The sequence below is a fragment of the Paenibacillus sp. sgz302190 genome, assembly GCF_059820445.1.
This window is the reverse complement of the sequence record NZ_JBZYAO010000008.1, coordinates 46,264-70,257: the sequence shown is the minus strand read 5'-3', so window position 1 is coordinate 70,257 and position 23,994 is coordinate 46,264. Positions and strand designations below refer to the sequence as shown.

General features: G+C 55.5%; 18 protein-coding genes. 17 read left to right on the top strand and 1 reads right to left on the bottom strand.

Annotation, left to right across the window (positions count from 1 at the left end):
• Positions 1 to 292: 292 nt before the first annotated feature.
• A complete protein-coding gene (locus AC6RNO_RS11650) occupies positions 293 to 610 on the bottom strand; it encodes a hypothetical protein (RefSeq protein ID WP_497105536.1) in 318 nt (105 codons plus the stop codon).
• Between the two features lie 311 nt (positions 611 to 921).
• On the opposite strand from AC6RNO_RS11650, the gene AC6RNO_RS11645 reads away from it, so the two are divergent.
• The 17 genes from AC6RNO_RS11645 to AC6RNO_RS11565 all read left to right on the top strand — a co-directional run bounded on the left by AC6RNO_RS11645 (position 922) and on the right by AC6RNO_RS11565 (position 23,986).
• Positions 922 to 2,640 (top strand): methyl-accepting chemotaxis protein, encoded by a 1,719-nt coding sequence (locus tag AC6RNO_RS11645; protein ID WP_497105535.1) that lies wholly within the window; start codon positions 922 to 924, stop codon positions 2,638 to 2,640.
• Positions 2,641 to 2,917: 277 nt separating this feature from the next.
• Positions 2,918 to 4,804 carry a 3D-(3,5/4)-trihydroxycyclohexane-1,2-dione acylhydrolase (decyclizing) gene (iolD, locus tag AC6RNO_RS11640; protein WP_497105620.1) on the top strand — a complete coding sequence of 629 codons (1,887 nt, stop codon included), beginning with the start codon at positions 2,918 to 2,920 and terminating at the stop codon, positions 4,802 to 4,804.
• Positions 4,801 to 5,718, top strand: a complete 918-nt coding sequence (gene iolE, locus AC6RNO_RS11635; RefSeq protein ID WP_497105534.1) for a myo-inosose-2 dehydratase — start codon at positions 4,801 to 4,803, stop codon at positions 5,716 to 5,718. Before iolD ends, iolE begins: the two co-directional genes overlap by 4 nt.
• 2 nt (positions 5,719 to 5,720) lie before the next feature.
• On the top strand, positions 5,721 to 6,731 hold the full coding sequence (gene iolC, locus AC6RNO_RS11630) for a 5-dehydro-2-deoxygluconokinase (RefSeq protein WP_474679329.1): 1,011 nt from the start codon (positions 5,721 to 5,723) through the stop codon (positions 6,729 to 6,731).
• Between the two features lie 34 nt (positions 6,732 to 6,765).
• Positions 6,766 to 8,226 carry a CoA-acylating methylmalonate-semialdehyde dehydrogenase gene (locus AC6RNO_RS11625; RefSeq protein ID WP_474679328.1) on the top strand — a complete coding sequence of 487 codons (1,461 nt, stop codon included), beginning with the start codon at positions 6,766 to 6,768 and terminating at the stop codon, positions 8,224 to 8,226.
• Positions 8,227 to 8,295: 69 nt separating this feature from the next.
• Entirely contained in the window at positions 8,296 to 9,174 is an 879-nt protein-coding gene (gene fba / locus AC6RNO_RS11620) for a class II fructose-1,6-bisphosphate aldolase (RefSeq protein WP_497105533.1), read from the top strand.
• A complete protein-coding gene (iolG, locus tag AC6RNO_RS11615; RefSeq protein WP_474679326.1) occupies positions 9,175 to 10,212 on the top strand; it encodes an inositol 2-dehydrogenase in 1,038 nt (345 codons plus the stop codon).
• Positions 10,209 to 11,027: a 5-deoxy-glucuronate isomerase gene (gene iolB / locus AC6RNO_RS11610; RefSeq protein WP_497105532.1), complete on the top strand. Its 819-nt coding sequence runs from the start codon at positions 10,209 to 10,211 to the stop codon at positions 11,025 to 11,027. Before iolG ends, iolB begins: the two co-directional genes overlap by 4 nt.
• Before the next feature lie 87 nt (positions 11,028 to 11,114).
• Positions 11,115 to 12,125 (top strand): substrate-binding domain-containing protein, encoded by a 1,011-nt coding sequence (locus tag AC6RNO_RS11605; RefSeq protein WP_497105531.1) that lies wholly within the window; start codon positions 11,115 to 11,117, stop codon positions 12,123 to 12,125.
• Positions 12,126 to 12,220: 95 nt separating this feature from the next.
• A complete protein-coding gene (locus AC6RNO_RS11600; RefSeq protein ID WP_497105530.1) occupies positions 12,221 to 14,470 on the top strand; it encodes a helix-turn-helix domain-containing protein in 2,250 nt (749 codons plus the stop codon).
• A 194-nt stretch (positions 14,471 to 14,664) separates the two neighbouring features.
• Positions 14,665 to 16,284 carry an extracellular solute-binding protein gene (locus tag AC6RNO_RS11595; RefSeq protein ID WP_474679322.1) on the top strand — a complete coding sequence of 540 codons (1,620 nt, stop codon included), beginning with the start codon at positions 14,665 to 14,667 and terminating at the stop codon, positions 16,282 to 16,284.
• 113 nt (positions 16,285 to 16,397) lie between these two features.
• Complete coding sequence (locus tag AC6RNO_RS11590; RefSeq protein WP_474679829.1) at positions 16,398 to 17,282, top strand: ABC transporter permease; 885 nt, start codon at positions 16,398 to 16,400, stop codon at positions 17,280 to 17,282.
• Between the two features lie 27 nt (positions 17,283 to 17,309).
• Positions 17,310 to 18,182, top strand: coding sequence for a carbohydrate ABC transporter permease (locus tag AC6RNO_RS11585; protein WP_474679321.1), 873 nt, complete (start codon positions 17,310 to 17,312; stop codon positions 18,180 to 18,182).
• A 10-nt stretch (positions 18,183 to 18,192) separates the two neighbouring features.
• Positions 18,193 to 19,164, top strand: a complete 972-nt coding sequence (locus AC6RNO_RS11580; RefSeq protein WP_474679320.1) for a sugar phosphate isomerase/epimerase family protein — start codon at positions 18,193 to 18,195, stop codon at positions 19,162 to 19,164.
• Positions 19,164 to 19,832: a hypothetical protein gene (locus AC6RNO_RS11575; protein ID WP_474679319.1), complete on the top strand. Its 669-nt coding sequence runs from the start codon at positions 19,164 to 19,166 to the stop codon at positions 19,830 to 19,832. The genes AC6RNO_RS11580 and AC6RNO_RS11575 overlap by 1 nt, the downstream gene beginning before the upstream one ends.
• Before the next feature lie 20 nt (positions 19,833 to 19,852).
• Positions 19,853 to 21,592 carry a hypothetical protein gene (locus AC6RNO_RS11570; RefSeq protein ID WP_497105529.1) on the top strand — a complete coding sequence of 580 codons (1,740 nt, stop codon included), beginning with the start codon at positions 19,853 to 19,855 and terminating at the stop codon, positions 21,590 to 21,592.
• Positions 21,593 to 21,727: 135 nt separating this feature from the next.
• Positions 21,728 to 23,986, top strand: coding sequence for a glycoside hydrolase family 88 protein (locus tag AC6RNO_RS11565; protein ID WP_497105528.1), 2,259 nt, complete (start codon positions 21,728 to 21,730; stop codon positions 23,984 to 23,986).
• Positions 23,987 to 23,994 lie beyond the last annotated feature (8 nt).

The following is a 23,994-nucleotide window of genomic DNA, read 5'->3' as shown; positions in this document are numbered from 1 at the left end:
GATGGGCAGGAGCGCTGGGGACAGGCAGCCCCTTTTTGGGTCACTGCCGCACAGCAGCCTGGAACGCTGCCAAAAAGACCGTCATATGATGGCGGTCGATGCGCGGAAAACGTGCGAAAACTCTTGTGAAGCTATGGGCGTTACCTCTCAGAGTGGAGATACTGTTTAGGCCGGTTACTGTGTGGAGAATTTGCTGTAATTTCGCTAAAATATAGGATTCGGGCTTAACGTGGCGGGGAATTCCTGCACCATCGCGCAATCGCAGGCTTCTTCCTTCTAACGAACTGTTCGCTTAGAGCACTTTTGAGCTTGTTGAAAAACTTGTCTGCTGAGAGATCACGCATCTGCTTGGCGAGAAGAAGAAAACCTGCAAAAGTACAGTTTTTTGCTCAACAATTCGCTTGCAACGGAAAATTGCTGCAAAAGTGCAGTTTTTCCAGCGGATACACGAGCACTGGCACGTTTTCTTAGGAAATTCCTGCGAAAGTGCAGGCTTTTCCATAAAACGGGCCGCTCCCGACGAAAAAGCCTGCACTTTCGCAGGCTTTTCCCAAAACCGATCCGCTTCCAGCGAAAAACTGCAGCAATCGCAGGTTTTGCGTGCGTCCAACAAGCCGCTTTCGCACCGCGCGCAGCTCCCAGTGCGCGGTGTTGCGCTGTATGACGGCGGTCGGTCGACCACATGCTGCAGACATTGCGGACGTCGGGGCCGCTTCGCCAGAAGGCAGCGCCATCTTTGGCCCATTGGGCGGCGCCCGTTCTTAGCTTGGGAATGCACGTTCTGTGCGGGGGCCCGGGCTCTTTGTATTTACAAACAAATTACATAAAAAATGTCGAATTCTGGGGTTACATTTTTATATAATTTAGAAAAAACACTATGAACTAAGGTATGGTGATCGGATGCGAATTAGGGTGCCGCGAATGACAGTCGGACGCAAGCTTTTTTCCGGATTTATCATTGTACTGCTGCTGTCGGGGGCGGTCGGCTGGAACAGTATCGCGAACATGAAACAGATGCAGGCGAAAAGCGACGAAATCAGCAATGAATGGCTTCCGGGAGTCGAGGCCGTCAATAACATCAGTTATTTGACCGAACGGGTGCATGCGATGGAGGCGCTGATGTTTGTCATGACGGACCCGAACCAGCGCCAGATGACGGAGACTCAAGCGTTGGCGGCGATTAATATGGTCGATGACAAGCTGAAGGAAATCGCCCCGACGCTGACGGTCGAACAGGAGCAGCGCACCTTTGAAGCATTTACAAATAAATGGAACTCCTACAAAGCGAACCATCAGAAATTCGTCGAGCTCAGCAAAGAAGCGAACCTGACGAACGGCTCCGGCAAAAAAACGCAAGAGGTGCAGGCTCTGCTCGGCGAAGCGGAGAAATCGTTCAGCGGGTTGAACAATTATTTGGACGCTTTGGTTCGTATCAAGCATGACGGAGCGCTTGCGGCCTCCAAGGAAAGCCTGGATATTTTTCAGGCCGGCCAAGAAAGCACGCTGTACGTTCTCCTTGCGGCCGCTTTATCCGGGTTCGCGCTCGCTTTTTTCATAACGCGCAACATTTCCAGGCCGGTCCGGCTTGTCTCGGCTGCACTGGAGGCCGTTTCGCAGGGCAGATTGACCGAGGCGGACGTGAAGGTGGCGAATAAAGACGAGATCGGCGAGCTGGTCGCTTCTTTGAACCGGATGAAGGCGAGTCTCAGAGATATTTTGCGCCGCATTCAGCAGGCTTCTTCGCTGGTTGCCGATTCGTCCAAGCAGATGCTCGACAGCTCCGGACATACGTCGGAAGCGACGCATCAAGTGGCGGAAGTGATGCGCAAAGTCGCGGCAGGCTCGGAGAAGCAGGTGCAAAACTTCGAGGAAGCGAACACGGCGATGAATGAAATGACTGTCGGCGTGCAGCGCATTGCGGAAACGTCGTCGGAAGTTTCGGAAATATCGATGGAAGCTTTCCGCGAGGCGAAGCAGGGTGAACAGGACTTGCAGTCGCTCGTCGGCTGCATGGAGGATATGAGCGGCATCGTCAGGAAAGCCGATCAGGTCATCCGGGAACTGGAGGTCCATTCGCAAAAAATTGAGGGCATGGTAGGCATGCTCGGCGGCATCGCGAAGCAGACGAATTTGCTCGCTTTGAACGCCTCGATTGAAGCGGCGCGGGCGGGCGAAGCGGGGAAAGGCTTTTCCGTCGTCGCCTCAGAAGTGAGAAAGCTTTCCGAGCAGTCCGGGCAATTTTCCGCCCAAATTACGGAGCTGATTCGGGAAATTTTCGGCCAAACGCAGACGGCCGTAAGCACGATGCAGCAATGTTTGCAGGAAGTCGATGCCGGCCTTGCCGTTGTACATACCGCAGGAGAATCGTTTCAGCGCATATTCCGGGCGTCGGAGAAAGTCACGCTGCGCATTCAGGAAGTCGCGGCCGCCGCCGAGCAAATGGCGGCAAGCTCCGAAGAGGTCGCGGCATCTATGGCGGAGACAAGCTCGCTGGCCAAAACGTCTTCCGCATACGCCCAGCATATTGCAGATACGACAGGACAGCAGTTGGAGTCGATTGACGGAATCGCCGAGTCGGCCGGCCAGCTAACGTCCGTGGCGGAAGAGCTGCACGGCGCGGCGGGCAAATTCCAAATATAAAAATAATCGGGATAGGGGAAAAGGTCTGAGAAATCAGGTCTTTTTTTCATCCCGCGAACAAGGGTTAGCGCTTAACTGAAGTTTGCGAAAAAAAGTATTGAAAGCGTTTGATAGAACAGGTATACTTGGAAGCATAAGCCGTCAAATCCGTAAACAGAACTTGTGAATGCACATGTTTTTTCCTGAGATTCGAACGGTTTTTAAAGGCTTTCTATTTTTTTTCACGAGTTAAGCGCTTACCTTATTCTACAAAAATACATTCATTCGGAGGTAGATGATGTCGCTGATACGTTTAACGATGGCGCAGGCGCTGCTGAGGTTTCTGGATAACCAGTATGTGTCCGTTGACGGCCGGGAAAGCAAGTTTGTAAAAGGCGTCATGGGAATTTTCGGGCACGGCAACGTAACCGGCATAGGAGAAGCTCTGGAAAATGACAGCGGCGAGCTGCTGTTCATCCAGGGGAAGAACGAGCAGGGGATGGTCCATGCCGCAGCCGCTTTTGCCAAGCAGCATAACCGTACGCAAATTTTTGCATGCACGAGCTCCATTGGGCCCGGCGCGCTCAATATGGTGACTGCCGCCGCGACGGCAACCGTCAACCGGATTCCGGTGCTGCTGCTGCCCGGCGACAATTTTGCCTGCAGGCAGCCGGACCCGGTGCTTCAGCAGCTTGAAGTGACGAGCGACTACACGGTGTCGGCGACCGATCCGTTCCGCCCGGTCAGCGCGTATTGGGACCGCATCGAGCGGCCCGAGCAGCTGATGAGCGCGGCGATGAACGCGATGCGGGTGCTGACCGATCCGGCCGAGACGGGCGCGGTTACGCTGGCGCTGCCGCAGGATGTGCAGGCCGAGGCCTACGATTACCCGGCGTCTTTCTTTGCCAAACGGGTGCATGTCATCGAGCGCCGTCCCCCTGCAGCGGAAGCGATCGCGCGGGCGGTGGAGCTGATCAGGAGCAAGAAGAAGCCGCTGATCGTCGTCGGGGGCGGGGTGCATTACTCCGGCGCCTACAAGGAGCTGCTGGAGTTTGCGGAAAGCTTCGGCATTCCGCTGGCGGAGACGCAAGCGGGGAAAAGCGCGGTGAACTGGCAGCATCCGCTGCAGCTCGGCGCCATCGGCGTGACAGGCACGCTGGCGGCGAATCTGACCGCCAAAGAAGCCGATCTGATCATCGGCGTCGGCACACGCTACTCCGATTTTACGACCTCTTCGAAATCGGCTTTCGGGCATGAGGAAGTCGCTTTCTTAAATATTAACGTCCGCGCCTTCGATGCTTTCAAAATGAACGGGCTGCGCGTCACCGCCGACGCGAAGGAAGCGCTCCGGGCTTTGCGCCAGGCGCTTTTGGAACAAGGTGGTTATAGCGCCGCTTATGACCGGGATGCCCTGAGCCGCCTCAAGCAGGCGTGGGACGACGAAACCGACCGGTTGTACGGATTGAGCAGCCCGGAAGGGCTCGTTCAGACGGCTGTCGTCGGCGAGATCAACCGGTTTCTAGGCCCGCGCGACGTCATCGTCTGTGCGGCCGGCAGCCTGCCGGGGGATCTGCACCGGCTGTGGAGATGCGAGGAGCCGAAGACGTACCATATGGAGTACGGTTTCTCCTGCATGGGGTACGAAGTCAGCGGAGCTTTCGGGGCGGCGCTGGCCGAACCGGACCGCGAAGTGTACGCGATCGTCGGTGACGGCAGCTATTTGATGCTGCATTCGGAGCTGCTGACCAGCTTGCAGGAAGGCCGCAAAATTACGGTGCTGCTGCTCGACAATCACGGCTTCCAGTGCATTCACAATTTGCAGCGGGGCCACGGCAGCGACAGCTTCGGCAACGAATTCCGCTACCGTTCTGCGGAAACCGGGCGGTTGACCGGCGCGTACATGCCGGTTGATTTTGCGGCGCATGCCCGCAGCTTTGGGGCTGCGTCGTACTCCGCGGCGACGATGGAGGAGCTGCGCGAAGCGCTCGCCAAGGCGAAGGCGGAGAAGATTTCCACCTTGATCGACATCAAGGTGCTTCCGGGAACGGGCACATCCGGCTACGAGTCATGGTGGCGCATTGGCGTTCCGGAAGTGTCCGGCAGCGAGAAAGTGCTTGAAGCGTACCGGGATATGAATGCGCAAGTGAATGCGCTCAAAAACATATTAAAGGAGCGGTTGCGATGACGAAAGCATTGCCTTTTCAAATCGGCATTCATCCCATCAATTGGGTGGGCGAGGATGTGCAGGAGCACGGATCGGATACGAGCTTCGAGCAAATTATGGCCGACATCCGGGCGCTCGGGCTGAAGGGTACGGAAATGGGAAGGAAATATCCCAAAGATATTCCGACATTGAAGCGCGAGCTGGCTGCCAGAGACATTCAGCTTGTCTCGCAGTGGAAATCCGTTTTTTTCACCGAGCCTTCGCGGCTAGAGCAGGAGCTTGACGCTTACCGGGAGCACGTTCTCTTTTTGAAGGAAATGGGCGCAAAAGTCATCAGCACCTGCGAAATCGGCGGCTCACTGCACTGGGACCCGCGCCGTTCGGCGCACGAAACGAAGGTCGCCAGATTGAACGACAACGAATGGGAGCATCTGGCTAACGGGCTTAACAAGGCGGGAGCCATCGCCCGGGAGCACGGGCTGAAGCTGACCTATCACCATCACGGAGGCACGGCCGTGGAGCAGCCGGAAGAGATCGACCGCCTGATGCAGCTGACGGACCCGGGACTCGTCTATTTGCTGTACGATACGGGCCATGCCTACTACGGCGGTTACGATCCGCTGAGCCTGCTCCGCAAACATTATGACCGGATCGCTTACGTCCATCTGAAGGATGTCCGTCAGCAAGTGCTCGATGAAGCGAGACAAGAAGGCTGCGATTTTGTCACCTGCATTCGCAAAGGCGTGTTTACCGTTCCGGGCGACGGCTGCATCGATTTTGCTCCGATTATCGGCGAGCTTGCGCAGAGAGGGTACAGCGGCTGGGCGCTGCTCGAAGGCGAGCAGGACCCTGCGGTTCATCCGGCATACGAATACGCTCAAAAAGCGTTGACCTATATCCATTCGATAGCTTCGGCTAGGAAAGAAGAGGTGTAAGAATGAGTTATTTGCAGCTTCCGCAAGGAAAAGAGCTGGATTTCGTCGCTATCGGGAGATTGTGCATCGATTTGAACGCCAATGAAATCAACCGTCCGATGGAAGATACGATGACATTTACGAAATATGTCGGCGGTTCGCCGGCCAACATTACGATCGGCATGTCGCGCCTGGGGATGAAGACCGGATTTATCGGCAAAGTGGCCGACGATCAGATGGGCCGCTTCATCGTCCGGTATTTGGAGAAGAACGGCATCGAGACCGGGAACGTCGTTACGGATCGCACCGGCGCGGTGACCGGGCTCGCTTTTACGGAAATTAAAAGCCCGACCGATTGCAGCATTTTGATGTACCGCGAACGGGTTGCCGACCTGCTGCTGGAAACGGGCGAAGTGCAGGAAGAGATGATCGCCAGGACGAAAGTGCTGCTCATCTCCGGCACAGCGCTGGCGCAAAGCCCGTCCAGAGAAGCGGTGTTCCTGGCGCTGGATTACGCCAAAAAGCACGGAGCCACGATCGTATTCGACCTGGATTACCGCCCGTATACGTGGACTTCCCCCGAAGAAACGGCGGTTTATTATAACCTGGCCGCGGAGAAATGCGACGTTATTATCGGCACTCGGGAAGAGTTCGATATGATGGAGCAGTTCGAGAAGCGGCAGCAGCCCGACGACCGCACGACGGCGTCCAAATGGTTTTCGTACAGCGCGAAAATCGTCGTTATCAAGCACGGTAAACAGGGCTCGATCGCCTATACGCAGGATGGCCGAAGCCATACCGCCGCGAGCTTCCCGGCCAAAGTGATCAAAACGTTCGGCGCCGGCGATTCTTATGCGGCCGGATTTTTGTACGGCCTGATGAACGGCTGGGCGGTCGACAAAAGCATGGAGTTCGGGAGCGGGGCCGCGGCGATCGTCGTGTCCAGCCACAGCTGTTCCGACGCGATGCCTACGGCGGAGCAGGTTGCGGATTATATGGAGAAATGCAACAAAGGCGAAATCGTAATTTCATAAACATTTTCGAGCGAAATAAGGAGGATTTATCGATATGACGACATCGGCAACGACACAGCGTTTGAAAAACTTTATTGGCGGCCAGTGGGTGGAGGCTTCTGCCGGAACCTCGGAGCCGGTCTACAATCCGGCAACGGAAGAAATTATCGCCCATGTGCCGATTTCGAGCAAAGAGGACGTAGACAAGGCGGTGGCCGCCGCTTCGGAAGCGTTCGCCTCCTGGAGCAAAACGCCGGTTCCGCGGAGAGCGCGGCTTTTGTTCAAATACCAGCAGCTGCTGGTCGATCATTGGGAAGAGCTGGCCGAACTGATCACGAAGGAGAACGGCAAAAGCTATCATGAAGCGCACGGCGAAGTGCTGCGCGGCATCGAGTGCGTCGAATTCGCGGCAGGCGCCCCTACGCTGATGATGGGCAAGCAGCTTCCCGACATCGCCACGAATGTGGAATCGGGCATGTATCGATATCCGATCGGCGTCGTCGGCGGCATTACGCCTTTCAACTTCCCGATGATGGTACCTTGCTGGATGTTCCCATTGGCTATCGCCTGCGGCAATACGTTCGTCCTGAAGCCGTCGGAGCGCACGCCGCTGCTCGCGAACCGGCTCGCCGAGCTGTTCGCCGAAGCCGGCTTGCCGGCCGGTGTCCTGAATCTCGTGCACGGCGCTCACGATGTCGTGAACGGGCTGCTGGAGCATCCCCGGATCAAAGGGATCTCTTTCGTCGGCTCTCAGCCGGTCGCCGAGTACGTATACAAAACAGGCACCGCTCACGGCAAGCGCGTACAGGCTTTGGCCGGCGCTAAAAACCATTCCATCGTCATGCCCGATGCCGACCTTGACGGCACGGTCACGCAAATTATTAACGCCGCTTTCGGTTCGGCGGGTGAGCGCTGCATGGCCTGCTCAGTTGTCGTCGCCGTCGGCGATATTGCCGACGAGCTTGTAGCGAAACTGATTCAAGCCGGTGACCAGATCCAGATCGGCAACGGCATGGACGATGGGGTGTTCCTCGGTCCGGTCATCCGCGAGCCGCAAAAAGCGAGAACGCTGAAATACATTGAAATCGGCGAGCAGGAAGGCGCCATTCTCGTCAGAGACGGCCGCCGGGATTCGGCGGTGTCGGATAAAGGCTATTTCGTCGGGCCTACGATTTTCGATCATGTGCAGGGCGGCATGAAAATTTGGCAGGACGAAATTTTTGCCCCCGTGCTTTCGATTGTCCGCGTGGCGACACTGGAAGAGGCGATCGAGCTTTCCAACCGCTCCGATTTCGCCAACGGCGCCTGCCTGTTCACGCAGGACGGCAGCAACGTCCGCCAGTTCCGCGAGACGATCGACGCCGGCATGCTCGGCATCAATCTCGGCGTGCCTGCTCCGATGGCGTTCTTCCCGTTCTCCGGCTGGAAAAACTCGTTCTACGGCGATCTGCATGCCAACGGCACGGATGGCGTCGAGTTTTATACCCGCAAAAAAATGGTCACAGCACGCTGGTAAAAACAGTTGCATGAAGCGGGCCCGAGTAGCCGGGCCCAGGCTTCGACATCAACGCAAGGAGGAAACGCCGTGCCGCTAGTATCGATGACACACATGCTGCAAACCGCAGTTCAACATAAATATGCAGTAGGCCAGTTTAATTTGAACAACCTCGAATTTACGCAGGCGATTTTGCAGGCTGCCGAGGCGGAGCAAGCGCCCGTCATTCTCGGGCTGAGCGAAGCCTACATCCCTTACATGGGAGGACTGCAGACGGTAGCCTCTATCGTCAAAGGGCTGATCGGGCACTACGGCATCACCGTCCCGGTGGCGCTGCATCTGGATCACGGCTCAAGCTACGAGGTGTGCATGAAAGCGATCGAGGCCGGCTTCACGTCGGTCATGATCGACGCTTCCCATCATCCGCTGGAGGCCAACATCGAGGTGACGGGAAGAGTCACCCATGCGGCCCATGCGCGGGGCGTTTCCGTAGAAGCCGAGCTCGGCCGCATCGTCGGCCGGGAGGACGACATCAACGTCGACGAGGCGGAAGCGATGTACGCGATTCCCGAGGAATGCGTGCGCATGGCCCGCGAAACGGGCATCGACGCGATGGCTCCGGCGCTCGGCTCCGTGCACGGGCCTTACCGCGGGGAGCCGCGCATCGGCTTTGAGCGGATGGAGCAGATCCAGCGGCTCACGGGACTGCCTTTAGTGCTGCACGGAGGCAGCGGCCTCCCGGATGAAATTATCCAAAAAGCGATTTCGCTGGGGACGGCCAAAATCAATGTGAATACGGATAACCAATCGGTGTTCACGGCCGTCGTCAGGGAGCGGCTGCAAGCAAACGACAAGGAATACGACCCGAGAAAATATTTGGGGCCGGCCCGGGATGCCGTCCAGCAAGGGGTACAGAGCAAAATCCGTCAGTTCGGTTCGTCAGGCAAAGCGAGAGGGTGGAGAGACTAGATGAAGAAATTACAAATCGGCATTATCGGCGCAGGCCGGATCGGCAAAATTCACGCGGACAATTTGCTTCGTTTGCCGGACGTGGCGGTCGCCGTCGTGGCGGACTTGTTCGCCGACGAGGCGCTGCAGGAATGGGCGGCGGCCCGCGGCATCGCGCAGGTGACGAAAAATAGCGATGATGTCATCGGCAATCCGGACATCGATGCGATATTTATATGTTCGCTTACGGATTCGCACGTTCCGCTTATACAAGCGGCGGCGAAAGCCGGAAAACATATTTTTTGCGAAAAGCCGATCAGTATGGATATTCGGCAGACAAAGCAGGCCTTGGACGCGGTCACGGCGGCAGGGGTTAAGCTGCAGGTCGGATTTAACCGCCGGTTCGACCACAATTTCAAGCGCGTGCGCGAGTGGGTGGCCGAAGGCAAGCTGGGCGATCCGCACATCGTAAAGATTACTTCCAGAGACCCGAATCCGCCGCAGGAGAACTATATCGAAAAGTCCGGCGGACTGTTCATGGATATGGCGATTCACGATTTTGACATGGCCCGTTTCCTGTCCGGCAGCGACGTGGAGGAAGTGTACGCCCGCGGCGCGGTGCTCGTCGATCCGGTATTTGCCAAATACGGCGATGTGGACACGGCGATTACGACGCTCACGTTCAAGAACGGCGCGATCGGGGTTATCGACAACAGCCGCCAGGCCGTCTACGGCTACGATCAGCGGATTGAAGTTTTCGGCTCCAAAGGCAGCGTATCCGCGGACAACGATTTCCCGAACACGGCGGAATTGAGCACGTCGGAAGGCATTTACCGAGACAAGCCCTTGCACTTTTTCCTGGAGCGTTACAACGAAGCATACATCGATGAGACGCGCATGTTTATCGACAGTCTGCGCAGCGGAAGCGACGTCCCTGTCGACGGCAATGACGGCTTCCAGGCGGAATTGATCGCCCTTGCCGCCAAGCTGTCCGTCCGGCTCGGCAAACCGGTGCGGATTGACGAAGCGATGCGGCTGGCGGAAGAGGTGGGCATATGAGCGATTTGATCGTTCCGGCGCGCAAGCAGCCGCTTGCGGACGGCAATGTGCTGAGCATCACGCCCGAGTCGGCGGGATGGACGTACGTGGGATTTTCCGTGTATGAGCTTGAAGCGGGCCAAACGCTTCGCAAGCAGACGGGGAGCAAGGAAGTCTGCATCGTCCTGTTGACGGGGCAAGCTCACGTGAAGACGAATAAGGCGAGCTTCGAGCGTTTGGGTAAACGGATGAGCGTATTTGAGAAAATACCGCCTTATTCCGTCTACGTGCCATCGGACGACAGCTATGAAGTCGAGGCGCTGACTGCGCTAACAATTGCCGTATGTGAAGCGCCCGGGCAAGGAACCTACGAGGCGCGGCTGATCGCGCCGGAGCAGGTGGGCGTCGAGACCCGCGGTTACGGCAATCTGGAGCGGCAAATTCATAACATTTTGCCGGAGCAGGAGCCGGCCGACAGCTTGCTGGTCGTGGAGGTGTTCACGCCGAGCGGCCATTGGTCGAGCTATCCGCCGCATAAGCACGACAGGGACAATCTGCCCGAAGAGTCCTTTTTGGAGGAAACGTACTATTACCGGGTCGAGCCGGAACAAGGATTTGCGGTGCAGCGGGTTTACACCGACGATGAGTCGCTGAACGAAACGCTCATTGTCAAAAACGGCGAGGCCGTTCTCGTTCCGAAGGGGTACCATCCGGTTTCGGCTCCTCCCGGCTATGAGGTATATTATTTGAACGTGATGGCGGGGCCGACGCGCACCTGGAAGTTCGCCAACGATCCGGCCCATGCCTGGATCATGCAGCCGCCTTCGCAGCGTTAGCCGTTCTTTCCAGTTGCAACTCATCCGGTTCATCCTCATAATGAAGGTATTGAACTTATCCAATCAACTGCAAATGAGGAACAGGGCATGAAAGCAACGATTTACGATGTCGCCAAGGAAGCGGGCGTCTCGATCGCGACCGTCTCGAAAGTGCTGAACGGCAAAGGGAAGATCAGCACGGAGACGCGCGAATCGATCTTTGCCATTATGGAGCGCCTCGATTACCAGCCGAGCGTCATCGCATCCGCATTAACAGGCAAAAAAACGTATACGCTCGGCCTGCTCGTTCCGGACATCTCCAACCCGTTCTTCTCGGAAATCGCCAGAGCGATCGAAGATCAGGGGGAGCATCTCGGGTACAGCGTGATGATGTGCAGCACGGACAATAAAGACGAGAAAGTCGAAAGATATATTTCCCTGCTGCAGCAAAAACGAGTGGACGGCATCATTATTGCGACAGGTATCGACAATAAGGAAATTTTGGAACAACTGCTGTCCAAAAACATCCCCGTCGTGCTGCTGGCCCGGGATATGCCGCTCGTCGCGGTGAACACGGTCGTGGTCGACGATTACGTAGGGGGCTGTCTGGCGGCAAGCCATCTGCTTGAGCTGGGACACCGCAACATCGGCATTATCGGCGAGCGGGAAAAAGTGCGGAGCAGCCGGGAGCGGGTCAGGGGCTTCCGGCAGACGATGGAGGACTACGGCGCCGTCTTCCGGCAGGAGAACTTGAAGCATTGCGACTACAAGGTGGAAGACGGCAAGACCAAAGCTTTGGAACTGCTCGGTTCGGCAGATCCGCCGACGGCGATATTCGCCTGCAACGACATGCTCGCTGTCGGAGCGCTGCAGGCGGCTAAAGAGGCGGGAATCAAAGTTCCCGCCGAGCTCTCCATCGTCAGCTTCGACAATACGATACTTGCAGCAGTGACGGACCCTCCGCTCACGACAATCGCTCAGCCTATGGAGCACATGGGCAAGCTGGTCGTGAATATGATCGTTGAGGAGCTTCAGGGGAACATGGAAGTGAAGCAGAGGACCGTGCTGCGGCCGGAGCTCACGATTCGGGAGTCGACGGCTGCGATCGGTTCCAGATAGTATGGATCCATACTTGTAAATGGCCCGTTTCCGTTCTTGAACAAGAGCGTTAGCGGGTTTCTCATCTTGTCAACTCGAGTGAAGGCAGGGCTGCTATGAAGAAAACATGGTACAACCGGTTATTGCTGTCTTATTTTCCTGCTCTCGTCATCACGACGACGATGATTATTTTTATTGCCGTTTCGGTCATTAACGAAATATCGGTGAAGGAAACCGAGAAAGCCAATCAAATCTTTTCCAATTATGTCATTAATTCAATGGAAACTTCGCTTCGCGGAATCGAACAGACGGTGCTGGACGGCATCGGCAACAACGATAAATTGAAAGCGTTTTTTGAACCAGACAACAATTCGGATCAAAGACTTGTCAATTACGACACATCCAGAGAGCTCGGCAAAATGATCAACGACAATTCCTTGATTTATTCGATTTATTTATACAGGGCCAAAGATCAAACGATTATTTCCAAAAACCTGATTGAAAAACTCGACAATTTTGCGGACAAGGATTACGCGCTGCAAGCTTACCGCCAGCCGGTTTCCATGCAGTGGTCGGCTGTGCGGGATTACAAGGAATACGGGTCGGACTCAAGCCAAAAAGTGATCACGCTCAGCAAAAAAGCGCTGCTTCCTTTCGGCGATCAAGGTGTCGTAGTCGTTAGCGTGCGGGTCGATGTGCTGCTGCGGATTGTCGATCAAATGATCAACAGCAACATTACGTTTATGGACATTTGGAGCGGGAACCACGAGCGCGTGTACCCGAACTATTCGTATGCCGCGGCTAATGATGCGAAAGAGAGCGCCGCTTTGCAAGGAACGATGATGTCGCAAATTCATTCCGACTATATCGGGTGGGACTTTGTAAGCGGTCTGAAAGTCGGCCAAATTTACGGCTGGGTCTCTTTTATTTCCCGAATGTGGCTCGGCATCGGGATTGCGACGATTTTGATCAGCATTGTTTACATCATTTATATGACCCGCCGCAATTATAAGCCGATCGAGGCGATCATGCAGCAGCTTAACGCTTTCCAGAACCGCCATGAATCGAAAGGCAGCGGCAAGGACGAATTCGCTTTTATCGGCAAAGTGCTGGATACCTTGATCGACCGGACTCAAGTGTACGAAAAGCAGTATCAGGAAGATCTTCTCGTTCGCAGGAAGCAGTTTTTCCTGGAACTGATCGAGGGACACCGCAGAATTCAGCTGCAGGATTGGCAGACGCACATGGACCGGCTTCATTTGCCGAGCGAGTTCCGCCATCTCGCTTTTGCCGTCATAGAGATCGACCAATACGCGGAATTTCAGCGCAAATACAGCCCGGGAGATCAGGGCCTGCTCAAGTTCGGCATCATGAACGTCCTCAACGAATTTGCCGCGACAGAAGGGCACAGCATTTGGGCGGAATGGATTTCGGGCCAGCGGGTTGCGGTTTTGTTTATTTCCGGTCAGGCGGAGCCCGATATCGACGAAAGCTGGCATACGCTGTTGGACAAATTCCGCACCTGGATCATGGTGAACCTGAAGCAGTCCGTTACGGTCGGGCTCGGCGGCGTAACCGGCGATGTCGGCTCGATCCACAGCTTGTTCAAAGCGTCGATTACGGCGCTGCAGTACAAAATGTCCGAAGGCGCCAACCGCGTGCTCCGTTACAGCGATTTGACCGGCACGGCATCGAACGATACGCACAAATACGTGCAGATGGGCAACCGGCTTGTCCCCGATTTTCGCCTTATGCATGCGTCGTGGGAGACGCAGCTTGAGCAATTTTTCGACGAGTTGGAGGAAGAGACGCTTCAGGACGTTGAAATCCGTTACGTGCTGCACTATTTAATCCGCCTTTTTAACAGCGAAATGGAAGAGCTGCCGCTCGAGGCTTCGCGGGCGTGGTCGGAGAGAATATCGCCGTCTTTGCTTCAGCTGACGGAGTCTTCAGAAACGTTGGAGCAGATTCGGCCGCAGATGGTTGCCCTGCTCAAAGAGCTATACGGGCAGTATGCGGCGATCCGCGAATCGAATACGCATTACGGCATGATCAGCGCGATTCGCACCTATATCGAGGACAACTATGCGAACCCGGATCTTTCGTTGAATCACATCAGCGACATGTTCGGCGTGAACGGGAAATATGCCAGCCAGCTGTTCAAGGAAGAGTTCGGGATGAAATTCGTCGATTTCCTCGTGAACCTGCGGATGGAGCATGCCAAGACGCTGCTTTTGCAAACCGATGAATCGATCAATGATATCGCCGTCAAAGTCGGCTACCTGCATGCGATCTCTTTTGGCAGAACGTTTAAAAAAGTCGTCGGCGTAACGCCCGGAGACTACCGCAAATACATGAATACGTGATAAACAGCGAAAAAGTATGTTGACGGAAAACGGTTTATCGGGCGTTTCTGAATATTGTTCACCCGGCTGAATGATGTTGATTGACCCTTTGCCCATGGTGCCGTTATAACTGAGATACATTCACCGCAAGCCCGGCGGCTCCGGCCGTTCGGGTACAGGCGAATGAAGAGCGAAAGAACTGAGGAGGATTGGCTATGGTAAAAAAGAAAGCGCTTAAAGGGACCGTATTCACCGTCCTGAGCACCATTCTGACGGTCAGTGTTCTGAGCGGATGCACTAGCGGCAAGGAGGGTCAAACGACTGCCAAAGAGACAGCAAAAGAGACGGCAGGCGCATCAACCGCTGCAAAGAAACCGGTGACGATTAAAGTCGAGGTGTTCGACCGCGGCAATTCCCCGGCAGGCATGTCTGTCACAAACAACTATATTACGAAGTACGTGGAAGACAATTTTACCAAGAAAACGAACATTAAGGTTGAATACGTGCCTGTGCCAAGATCGCAGGAAGTGGAGAAGCTGAACGTGCTGATGGCAAGCGGCGACGCGCCTGATATCGTGTTCACTTACGATTCGAACGTCGTGTACAAGTATGTGCAGCAGGGCGGGCTTACCGAGCTCGGCAGTTTGATCGACCAATACGGTTCGAACCTGAAAAGCTATCTCGGCAAAGATACGCTGGCGTATGGAACGTTTGACGGCAAGCAATATGCGATCCCGGCCAAGCGCGTTTATCTGGGCAAATATTCCTCCGAAATTCGCCAGGATTGGCTCGACAAGCTCGGACTCCCGGCTCCGAAAACGACGGACGAGGTGTACCAGACGCTGAAAGCGTTCAAGGAGAAAAAGCCTGGAGGCGACCAAACGATTCCGCTCGGATTCTCGTTGGCGGTTTCGTCCTATGAGCCGATCCTCTGGACGTTCATCAAAAACACGACGGACGAAGAGCGCTACACCTTGACGCAAAAGCTCGGTTCGGGAGACTATCCGGTTCTGCTGCCCGGACATAAGGACGGCGTCCGCTTCCTGAACAAGCTGTATAACGAAGGCTTGATGAGCACCGATTTCGCATTGGATAAAGATAAAAAGAAACTGTATCAGGACGTTGCCACCGGAAAAGTCGGCATGTATGGGGAAGATGCGGGCGAATCCTACAAAATCCAGCCGCCTGACACGTACACGGTGCTGCAAAAAACGGTGCCGGGCGCCAAGCTGACTCCGATCGATCCGTATACGAACGCGGACGGCAAGCATGCCAAGCCTTCTTATATCCCTGCGGGTATTAACGTTATTATTCCGAAGTCCAGCAAAAACGCCGCCGAAGCGGTGCAATACCTGGATTGGATGGCGCAAAAAGACGTCATGTACGCGATGAGCTACGGCGTAGAAGGCAAAAACTACACGACTGTTAACGGTTTGCCGGTGCCGCTGGACAACGAGGAAACGAAAAAGAACTTCTACAACTTCGGCGACTACGTCCTCGTAACGAACGGAACCGACTTCGGCAGTGCCGATAAAAACACCGAAGCGCTGGCGCTGGCGTTACCGGAAGACCGTCGCAAAGATGCGGCTCAAGCGTCCAAGAACGGGCTTGCCGACGGAATCGCACCGCTCCGCTTCGACCATCCGATCGAGGCCGAGTCGAAATACGGCAAGGCGCTGGCCGACAAATACGAGCAGCTTCTGGTCAAATCGATTCTGGCGAAGCCGGCCGACTTTGACAAAACGTATGACGACATGCTGAAGGATTACATGACCAACGGCGGAGAAGCGATTCAAAAAGAACGCACGGAAGCCTACAAAAACATGAAGAAGTAACGGATGGATGCGGGCTTCATGCATGAAGACTGAACCGGTTTTCATGCATGAAGCCGCACATTTGCCGATTTGAGCGAAAGAGGGTGCAAAGATTGAAACGGTTCAATGTGTACATGATCAGATATTGGCAGCTGTATGCCATGCTTCTGCTCCCGGTCGCTTTTTTTATCCTTTTCAAATATGGTCCTATGTACGGAGTCTTGATCGCTTTTAAAGATTTCAACCTGTTTCGAGGGATTACGGAAAGTCCGTGGATCGGGCTCGATTCGTTTCGGGCCGTGTTCAAAATGCAAGATTTTTACATCGCGCTTAAAAATACGTTCATGCTCAATTTTCTCGATCTCGTCGTTTCCTTCCCGGCGCCGATTCTGCTTGCCATTATGCTGAACGAGCTCAGAGCGGCCTGGTTTAAAAAGATTTCGCAAACGATACTGTATTTGCCGCATTTCATATCCTGGATCATTATCGGCGGAATCGTCTACCAAGTATTCAGCACGAATACGGGCATTCTCAATTTGATGCTGGGCAATCTGGGCATCGGACCGATTCCGTTTTTATCGGATAAATATTACTGGCTGCTTACTTATTTGGTTACGGGTGTTTGGCAAAGCGCAGGCTGGGGCACGATCATTTATTTGGCGGCGCTGACAGGCATCAGCAAGGACCTGTACGAAGCGGCGGAAGTCGACGGGGCGGGACGCCTCAAACGAATTTGGCACATTACGCTGCCGGGCCTCAAGCCGACCATTGTCGTTCTGCTCATTTTGAAGCTGGGCGAGATGGTGCAGATCGGCTTCGACCGCCCGTTTGTCATCGGCAATGTGCAGGTTCGCGAGTTTTCGGAAGTACTGAGTACCTTCGTCTATAAAATGGGGATGCAGGCGGGCGAATATTCCGTCGCTACGGCGGTCGGATTTTTCCAGGCCGTTGTCGGCCTAGTCTTCATTCTCGCTTCCAACTATATTTCCAAAAAAACGACCGACCAAGGCATTGTGTAGACGCTTGTCCCGGAAAGGAGTGGAATTATGAACGCCAAAGCGGCCAGCCGTACGTTCGATATGATCAACATCGCATTTTTGATTTTGTTTTTGTTCTTTAGCTTGGCGCCCTTCCTGCATATCATTTCCATCTCGCTGAGCTCTAATGCGCCGATTTTGACCGGCAAAGTCAGCATTTTTCCCGTCGATATCAATTTTGAAGCTTATACCCGGGTGCTGATGGACTCGATGATGCTCAAATCGCTCGGTTATTCGATCTATTTGACGGTTCTGTTTACGGTCATCTGCATGGCGATGACGATTATAGCCGCCTACCCGCTGACCAAAATGGAGCTGAAAGGCCGCAAGTTTTTCATGTATTTGATCGTATTTACGATGTTTTTCAGCGGAGGCATCATTCCGGAGTATATTTTGGTGAAGGAACTGCATTTGCTCAACTCCACCTGGTCGCTCATTTTGCCGCTCATGATCAATCCGTTTTATTTGATTATTTTGATCACTTTCTTCCAGTCGATCCCGAAAAGTCTGGAGGAATCCGCCGAGCTTGACGGAAGCAGCCATTTCGGCACGCTGATCCGCATCATGCTGCCGCTTTCGATGCCGATCATCGCGACGCTCAGCCTGTTCTACGCGGTCAACCGCTGGAACGGTTTTATGGATACGCTGTTTTACATCACGGACCCGGAATTGTATCCGCTCCAGCTCAAGCTGTACCAGATGATCATGAACAGCCAGATCACGGATCAGCTGCAAATGGAAGGCACGCGGATGGTGCAGGTGCTGCCGGAGAGCTTGAAAGCGGCGAGCATCATGTTCGCTACGGTGCCGATTCTGATCGTGTATCCGTGGCTGCAAAAATATTTTGTGTCGGGCATTATGCTCGGGTCTGTCAAAGGTTAGGAGGATTCATATGCCGGATAAAGGCGAGTATTCATTTTCGACCTGCTGGAACATCAAGAAGCATCCGTCCGGCGGGCGGGAACTGATCGAAGAGATCAAGGAATTGGGCTTCCGCTTCGTGGAGCTGAACTACAACATTAAGGCGGAGCATCTGAAAACGATCGAGCCGATGATCGAAAAAGGCGAAATCGCGATATCGAGCGTGCACAACGTGTTCCCGTATATCGCCGATAAAGACTACGATACGGATTCGGTCATGCTCGGCTTTGACGATGAAGCCAAGCGGCGGCGTTCTATCGAACTGCTCATTCAATCGATCGAATACGCCGACAGGTACGGGGCGAAGGCGGTCGTCGTGCATCCGGGCGAGGTGCCTTTTGCCTACAACATCGACGAAGAGCTGAAAAAGCTGTACCGCGAGCAGGGCAAAGATTCCCCGGCTTATCAGAAGCTGTGGCGGGAAATGTTGGACCAGCGGGAGGCAGGCAGTCCGAAGTATACGAGACGGATTCAGGACAGTCTGGAAGAAGTGTGCGAGCATGCCGCGAAAAAAGGGTACGACATCAAGATCGGCATTGAAACGCGCTCGCGCTGCTATCAAATGCCTTCGCTTATGGAAGCGAAGGCGATTTGCGACCATTTGCAGGGCAGCCCTGTAAGGCTGTGGTACGATATTGGCCACGCCATGATGATGGACCGTATGGGTCTCTACGACAATTTGCGCGAGCTGGAGCTGGTGCTGCCTTATATTTACGGCGTGCACATTCATGAAACGCTGGAGCTGTCCGATCACTGGTGTCCTTACGTGCACAGCAAGGAAACGTACTTCGATCATTTTCTGGGTGCGATCGAGCAGGCTCCTCTGAAAGTGTATGAATTGAAGGCCGCTTGTCAGCCGGACGAGATTCATGAGAGCCATGCGCAAATCACAAGCCGGATAGCCGGCGGCCGGGGCGCGGGCAAGGGGAAGGTGGCCGACTGATGGATCTCGAGCTGATCCAAACTTATGCGCCGTATATATACTTTGACGACCGGGAGCCCTTCTTCCCGGTTCGCGTCGGGGTGACGGTGCTGGAGCGCGAAGGGGCGTCCCCTTCGTTTCGAAGATCGTTCCCTTTTCGCGACCCGCGTCTGAAGCGGGTTATCGAGTATGCGATATATTGGGACTACGATATCCAGCATTTGTATGAGCTTGAGCATGTATGGGTCTATGTCGGGCATGAGGGGGAAGTGATCGATTGCGAAGCGAGCTTTCACGGCAAATATTTGAAAGGGCTGTTGAAGGATCGCAGCAATCTGGCGGACGAGACGCACGTGCGGCTGTACTCGCAGCCCGGCAAGCATGCGTTCAGCCCGGTCGCCGAGTTTTTCGAGCTCGTGCCTCATTTGTTCACGGCTGCGGATGAAGATGCGGGAGCGGACGGCTTGACGGTCCCTTATTTTTTGGAGGGGCGGGTTACTACGGACGAGGCTACGAACAAGCTGGTCGAAGCTTATTTGCGGTCCTGTGCGTTTAAGCCGTCCTTGACGTATAACGAGTACCGGTTGGACAAGGAGCTTTTCGTTCCCTGGTCGGAGCTGCTGGAGGAAATTCCCGGGCGGATTGCAGCCAGACTTGCCGAGATTCGCGAATCGCATAGCGGAAGCTAATATTTTGAGAGGTGAATAGGATGTATGCGGATTTAGTAAAAATCAACAATAAATGGACTGCAGCCGGTTTGGAAAGGCAGGTCACCGATCCGGACAGCCGATTCTACGGAGGCATTACCGACCCCGTTAGCGGGGTTGCCAGGCCAAGCCACGTAGGAACCGCGGCCGTATTGGCCCAATGGGTTCCCGCGCTTCTGAACCCGGATTCCGCTTACTACCAGGATAGCGGACTTTTGACAGCTATAGATCGTGCAGCCGCGTTTATGCTGAATCGCCAGCACGCGGACGGCACGATCTCTCTTGGTTCTACCAATTTCAATTCCCCGCCGGATACCGCTTTTGTCGTCGGCATCGCAGCTCCGGTGTATCAGCTTTTGCAAAAGCATCGGCAGGAGGGGACGCAGCCTGTCGCCGACAAGCTGAAGCTGTTTTTGGAAAGAACGGTCCCGGCCATGCTGACGGGCGGCTGTCATACCCCGAACCACCGCTGGGTCATAACCGCGGCGCTCGCTTTTTTGCATGACATATTCGCCCTGCCCGAGCTTGTGGCAAGAGCTGACGAATGGTTGGCCGAAGGCATGGATATTACGTCGGACGGGGAGTGGACGGAGCGGAGCAACGGCATTTACAATGCGGTAAGCGACATCGCCCTGTACCATGCGGCAAAACTGCTGAATCGCCCCGAGCTGCTTGAGCCCGTGCGGCGGAATTTGCGCATGATGGTGTACCTGGTCCACCCTTCAGGGGAAGTGGTGACCGAATATTCCGGCCGTCAGGATTTCGGACAGCCCTCCGACATGTCGGGATATTTTCTCATATACCGCCTGATGGCGGCGCTCGACCGCGACCCATTGTTCGCGGCGATGTCCGACTATGCGGGAAGCTTTATCGGGGAATCCACAGCTCATCATAACGCGATGCTGGGGTATTTGCTGTTTCCCGACATCCATCTGGACGGTTTGGAAAGAGCGCCGCTGCCTGACCGTTATTTTCAGATTATTAACGGTCGGCATCCGCTCAAAGAGCATCTGGAACAGGTGGACGCAGTCGGCCACCATTCCAAAATTCAGCACAGCAGCATGCACTTCGCCTTCGGAAGCCCGGTCGTGCGCATCCGCGAGCGCGAGGACAGCGTAACGGTCATGGCCGGAACGCCGTCTTTCTTCTCTTTGCGGCACGGCCAGGCCCGGCTGCTCGGCGTGAAGCTGTCCACCTCATTTTCGCCGGGCATCGTCAAATTCGACGAATTCGAGCGTCTCGGCGATGGCGATGCGGCGGCGTTCCGGCTGGCGGCGACGCTAGAGAAGGGCTACAACGGGCCGATTCCTGCAGCGCATCTCCAGGCAGCGAACAGGCCGGAAGGGGTCAGCCCGTGGTATTTGCTCCCGCACCAGCACAGGCCAATGACTCATGTGCAAACGCACAAACTTCAGGCGGAGCTGACGCAGCGGGGCGCCGAGTGGTCGATCCGCGTGAAGTCGGATGAGCGCGAGGACGTTTACACGCAGCTTACTTTCATTTTCGGCGAGGAAGGAACGCTTGAAGGCGACGGTTTGCACGCTTCGGGCGACGGCCGGTTTTTCCTGCAGAGCGGATCTTGTCTGTACAAGTCGGGCCGGAACGCCATACGAATAACCGGGGGCGCCTACGAGCACTGGCTGCCGGGTCTGCGGGAGGACCAGCACCCCGGCGGCTGCAAGTACGTTCATGTGAACCTGCTGACGCCGTTTGATAGAACTTTTACGATTCATTTGCTTTAATGGAACATGTGAAGTAGAGCTAGGTACCGGAACGTGCCGGAGCACGCTGGAACTTGCGGGAACATGCGTACTGGACGATGCGTACCGGAACACGCGGAGGAGAAACGAAACAGGCCTTTGGAAAGGATGAGCGGATTGACAGCATATTTTGAACAATTGGACAGCTCGCATTACAGGTTCAGTGACAAGGACGAGGCTATTTTGACGCTTCTGGCCGACCGCTACAAGGGGGCGAATCCTGCCGCCCCTTTTATGTACCGCGCTTTTTACAAAACAGGGATTTTGCAGACGGCCGAAGGGATGTACGACATCAATCTGGCCGACAAGCTGCCTGACGCCCGGGTGGGCCAATATGCGTACGCCTGCGCGCTGGTATGGAGCGAGAGCGAGCGGAATCTGGAAATCGGCATCAATTGTCTGGGGCCGCTGCGTTTTTACTTCAACGGGCAATTGGCGTACCGATCCAATGTAATCGACGAGATCAAGCCGGATGCGAAAGTCAAGCTTAGCCTCGATTTCCGCAAAGGCTGGAACATGCTGGCCTTTCAGCTGCGCAAAACGCCCGCAGGCTTCGGCTGCCGGATCGGCGCCGAGGAGGCCAAGGTACGCATCCTGAACGTGCTCGCTCCGTTCGCGGAGCGCCAGGGCCAGGCAGGCTGGGTATTCTCCGAGCCTTGCGACGAAGACATATTCGCGGGCGGGGCGTTCCCCGATCTGCTGTCGACGGAGATCGGCAGCGGCGTGACTTGGCTGCCACGTACAAGCTGGAGCCCGGAGGAGCAGGACAAGCTGCCGTGCGAGCGGCTGTTCGGCATCCGCCTGGGCGGCGCGGCTTACGGCTGGACCTTGGCCGCCGTGCCCGGAACGGGCGGCCGTCAAGCCTGCCGGTTGGAGGGGCGTGCCGAAGGGCCTCTGACGGTATGGATCGACGGCGAGCAGGTGGCGGTGTGCAAGCAGGCCGGAGATTTTCAAACGGACCTTGAGCTTCCTTCCGGCAAGCGCCAAGTGCTGGTCAAAAGCGTATGCGGAGCGGACCGCTGGGGCTTCTCGCTCCGCCTGTTTGCGGGCGGCGCTTTATGCGCTTTCGTGCAGCCGTGCCCCATTCAAGGGTACGCGGAGCCCTGGCTCTACGCCGGAGTCGTTGACGCGAACGATGCCGGAAAGCCTTCCGGCATCATGACGATGTCGCGGCTGCTGGACGAAGCGTCCGGCACGGAGAACGGCGGAGCGGGCCGGGTCTACTGGCAGCTGGACGCGCCTGGTGCGCGGCCCCGCCCGTTCTATGAGAATGCGATGCTCAGCAATAAATGGACGACGAGCGGAGCGACGAACTTCGGCCGATGGGATTACCCGCTAGGCGTGACGATGTACGGACTGCTGCAGACGGGCCGGGTGTTGGATCGCCCGGACCTCATCGAATATGCGGTTTCGCATATTCGCGCTTGTACGGACATGTACGAATACTCGCTCTGGGATCGGCAGGAGTACGGATTTCCGGCGCTGAACCAGCAGTTGGTGCTCATGCGCATGCTGGACAACTGCGGTTCTTTCGGATCGGCTATGCTGGAAGCTTATCCGGAGTGCGAGGATTCCCGCTTTGTTGCAATCGCTGACGTCATCGCTGATTTTATTGCCAACCGCCTGGAAAGAAAGCAGGACGGCGTCTTTTTCCGGGAATGCCCGGGGGAGTATGCGGAAAATACGATGTGGGCGGACGATTTGTACATGAGCACGCCTTTCTTGCGGAGATATGCCGCAATTAAGGGAAGCACAGCGTATTTGGACGAGGCCGCCAGACAGTTCCTGCTGTTCAAAAGCTATTTGTACATGCCCGAGCAAAAAATCATGTCGCACGTATTTGATTTTAAATACGGCCGGGCGACCGGAATTCCGTGGGGACGGGGAAACGGCTGGACGATTTTCTCCCTGTCGGAAGTGCTGGAGGCGCTGCCGCAAGCGCATCCCGACCGTCCCGCTCTGATCGAGTTCTTCCATCAATTGTGCGAAGGCTACGTTAAATTGCAGGGAGACAACGGATTGTGGCATCAAGTGCTGAACGATCCCGAAGCGTATCAGGAGGCCTCGTGCACGGCCATGTTCGCCTATGCTTTCGCGCGAGGCGTCCGTTTCGGCTGGCTCAGCGACCCGGCGCCGTATATGGAAGCCGCGTTTAAGGCGTGGGAAGGCCTGACCCGGCTGGCGATCGACAGCCAAGGCAACGTTCACGGCGTATGCAGCGGCTCGCGGTACTCGTTTACGGCGGAATACTACAAAGAGGATTTGCTTACCGTTCTAAACGACAACCACGGCATCGGCATCATGATGCTGGCCGGAACCGAGGTGCTGAAGCTGAAGCTTTGGCAGGATGTCAGGGAGCATATCGTTCATGTGTGAAAAAAAGT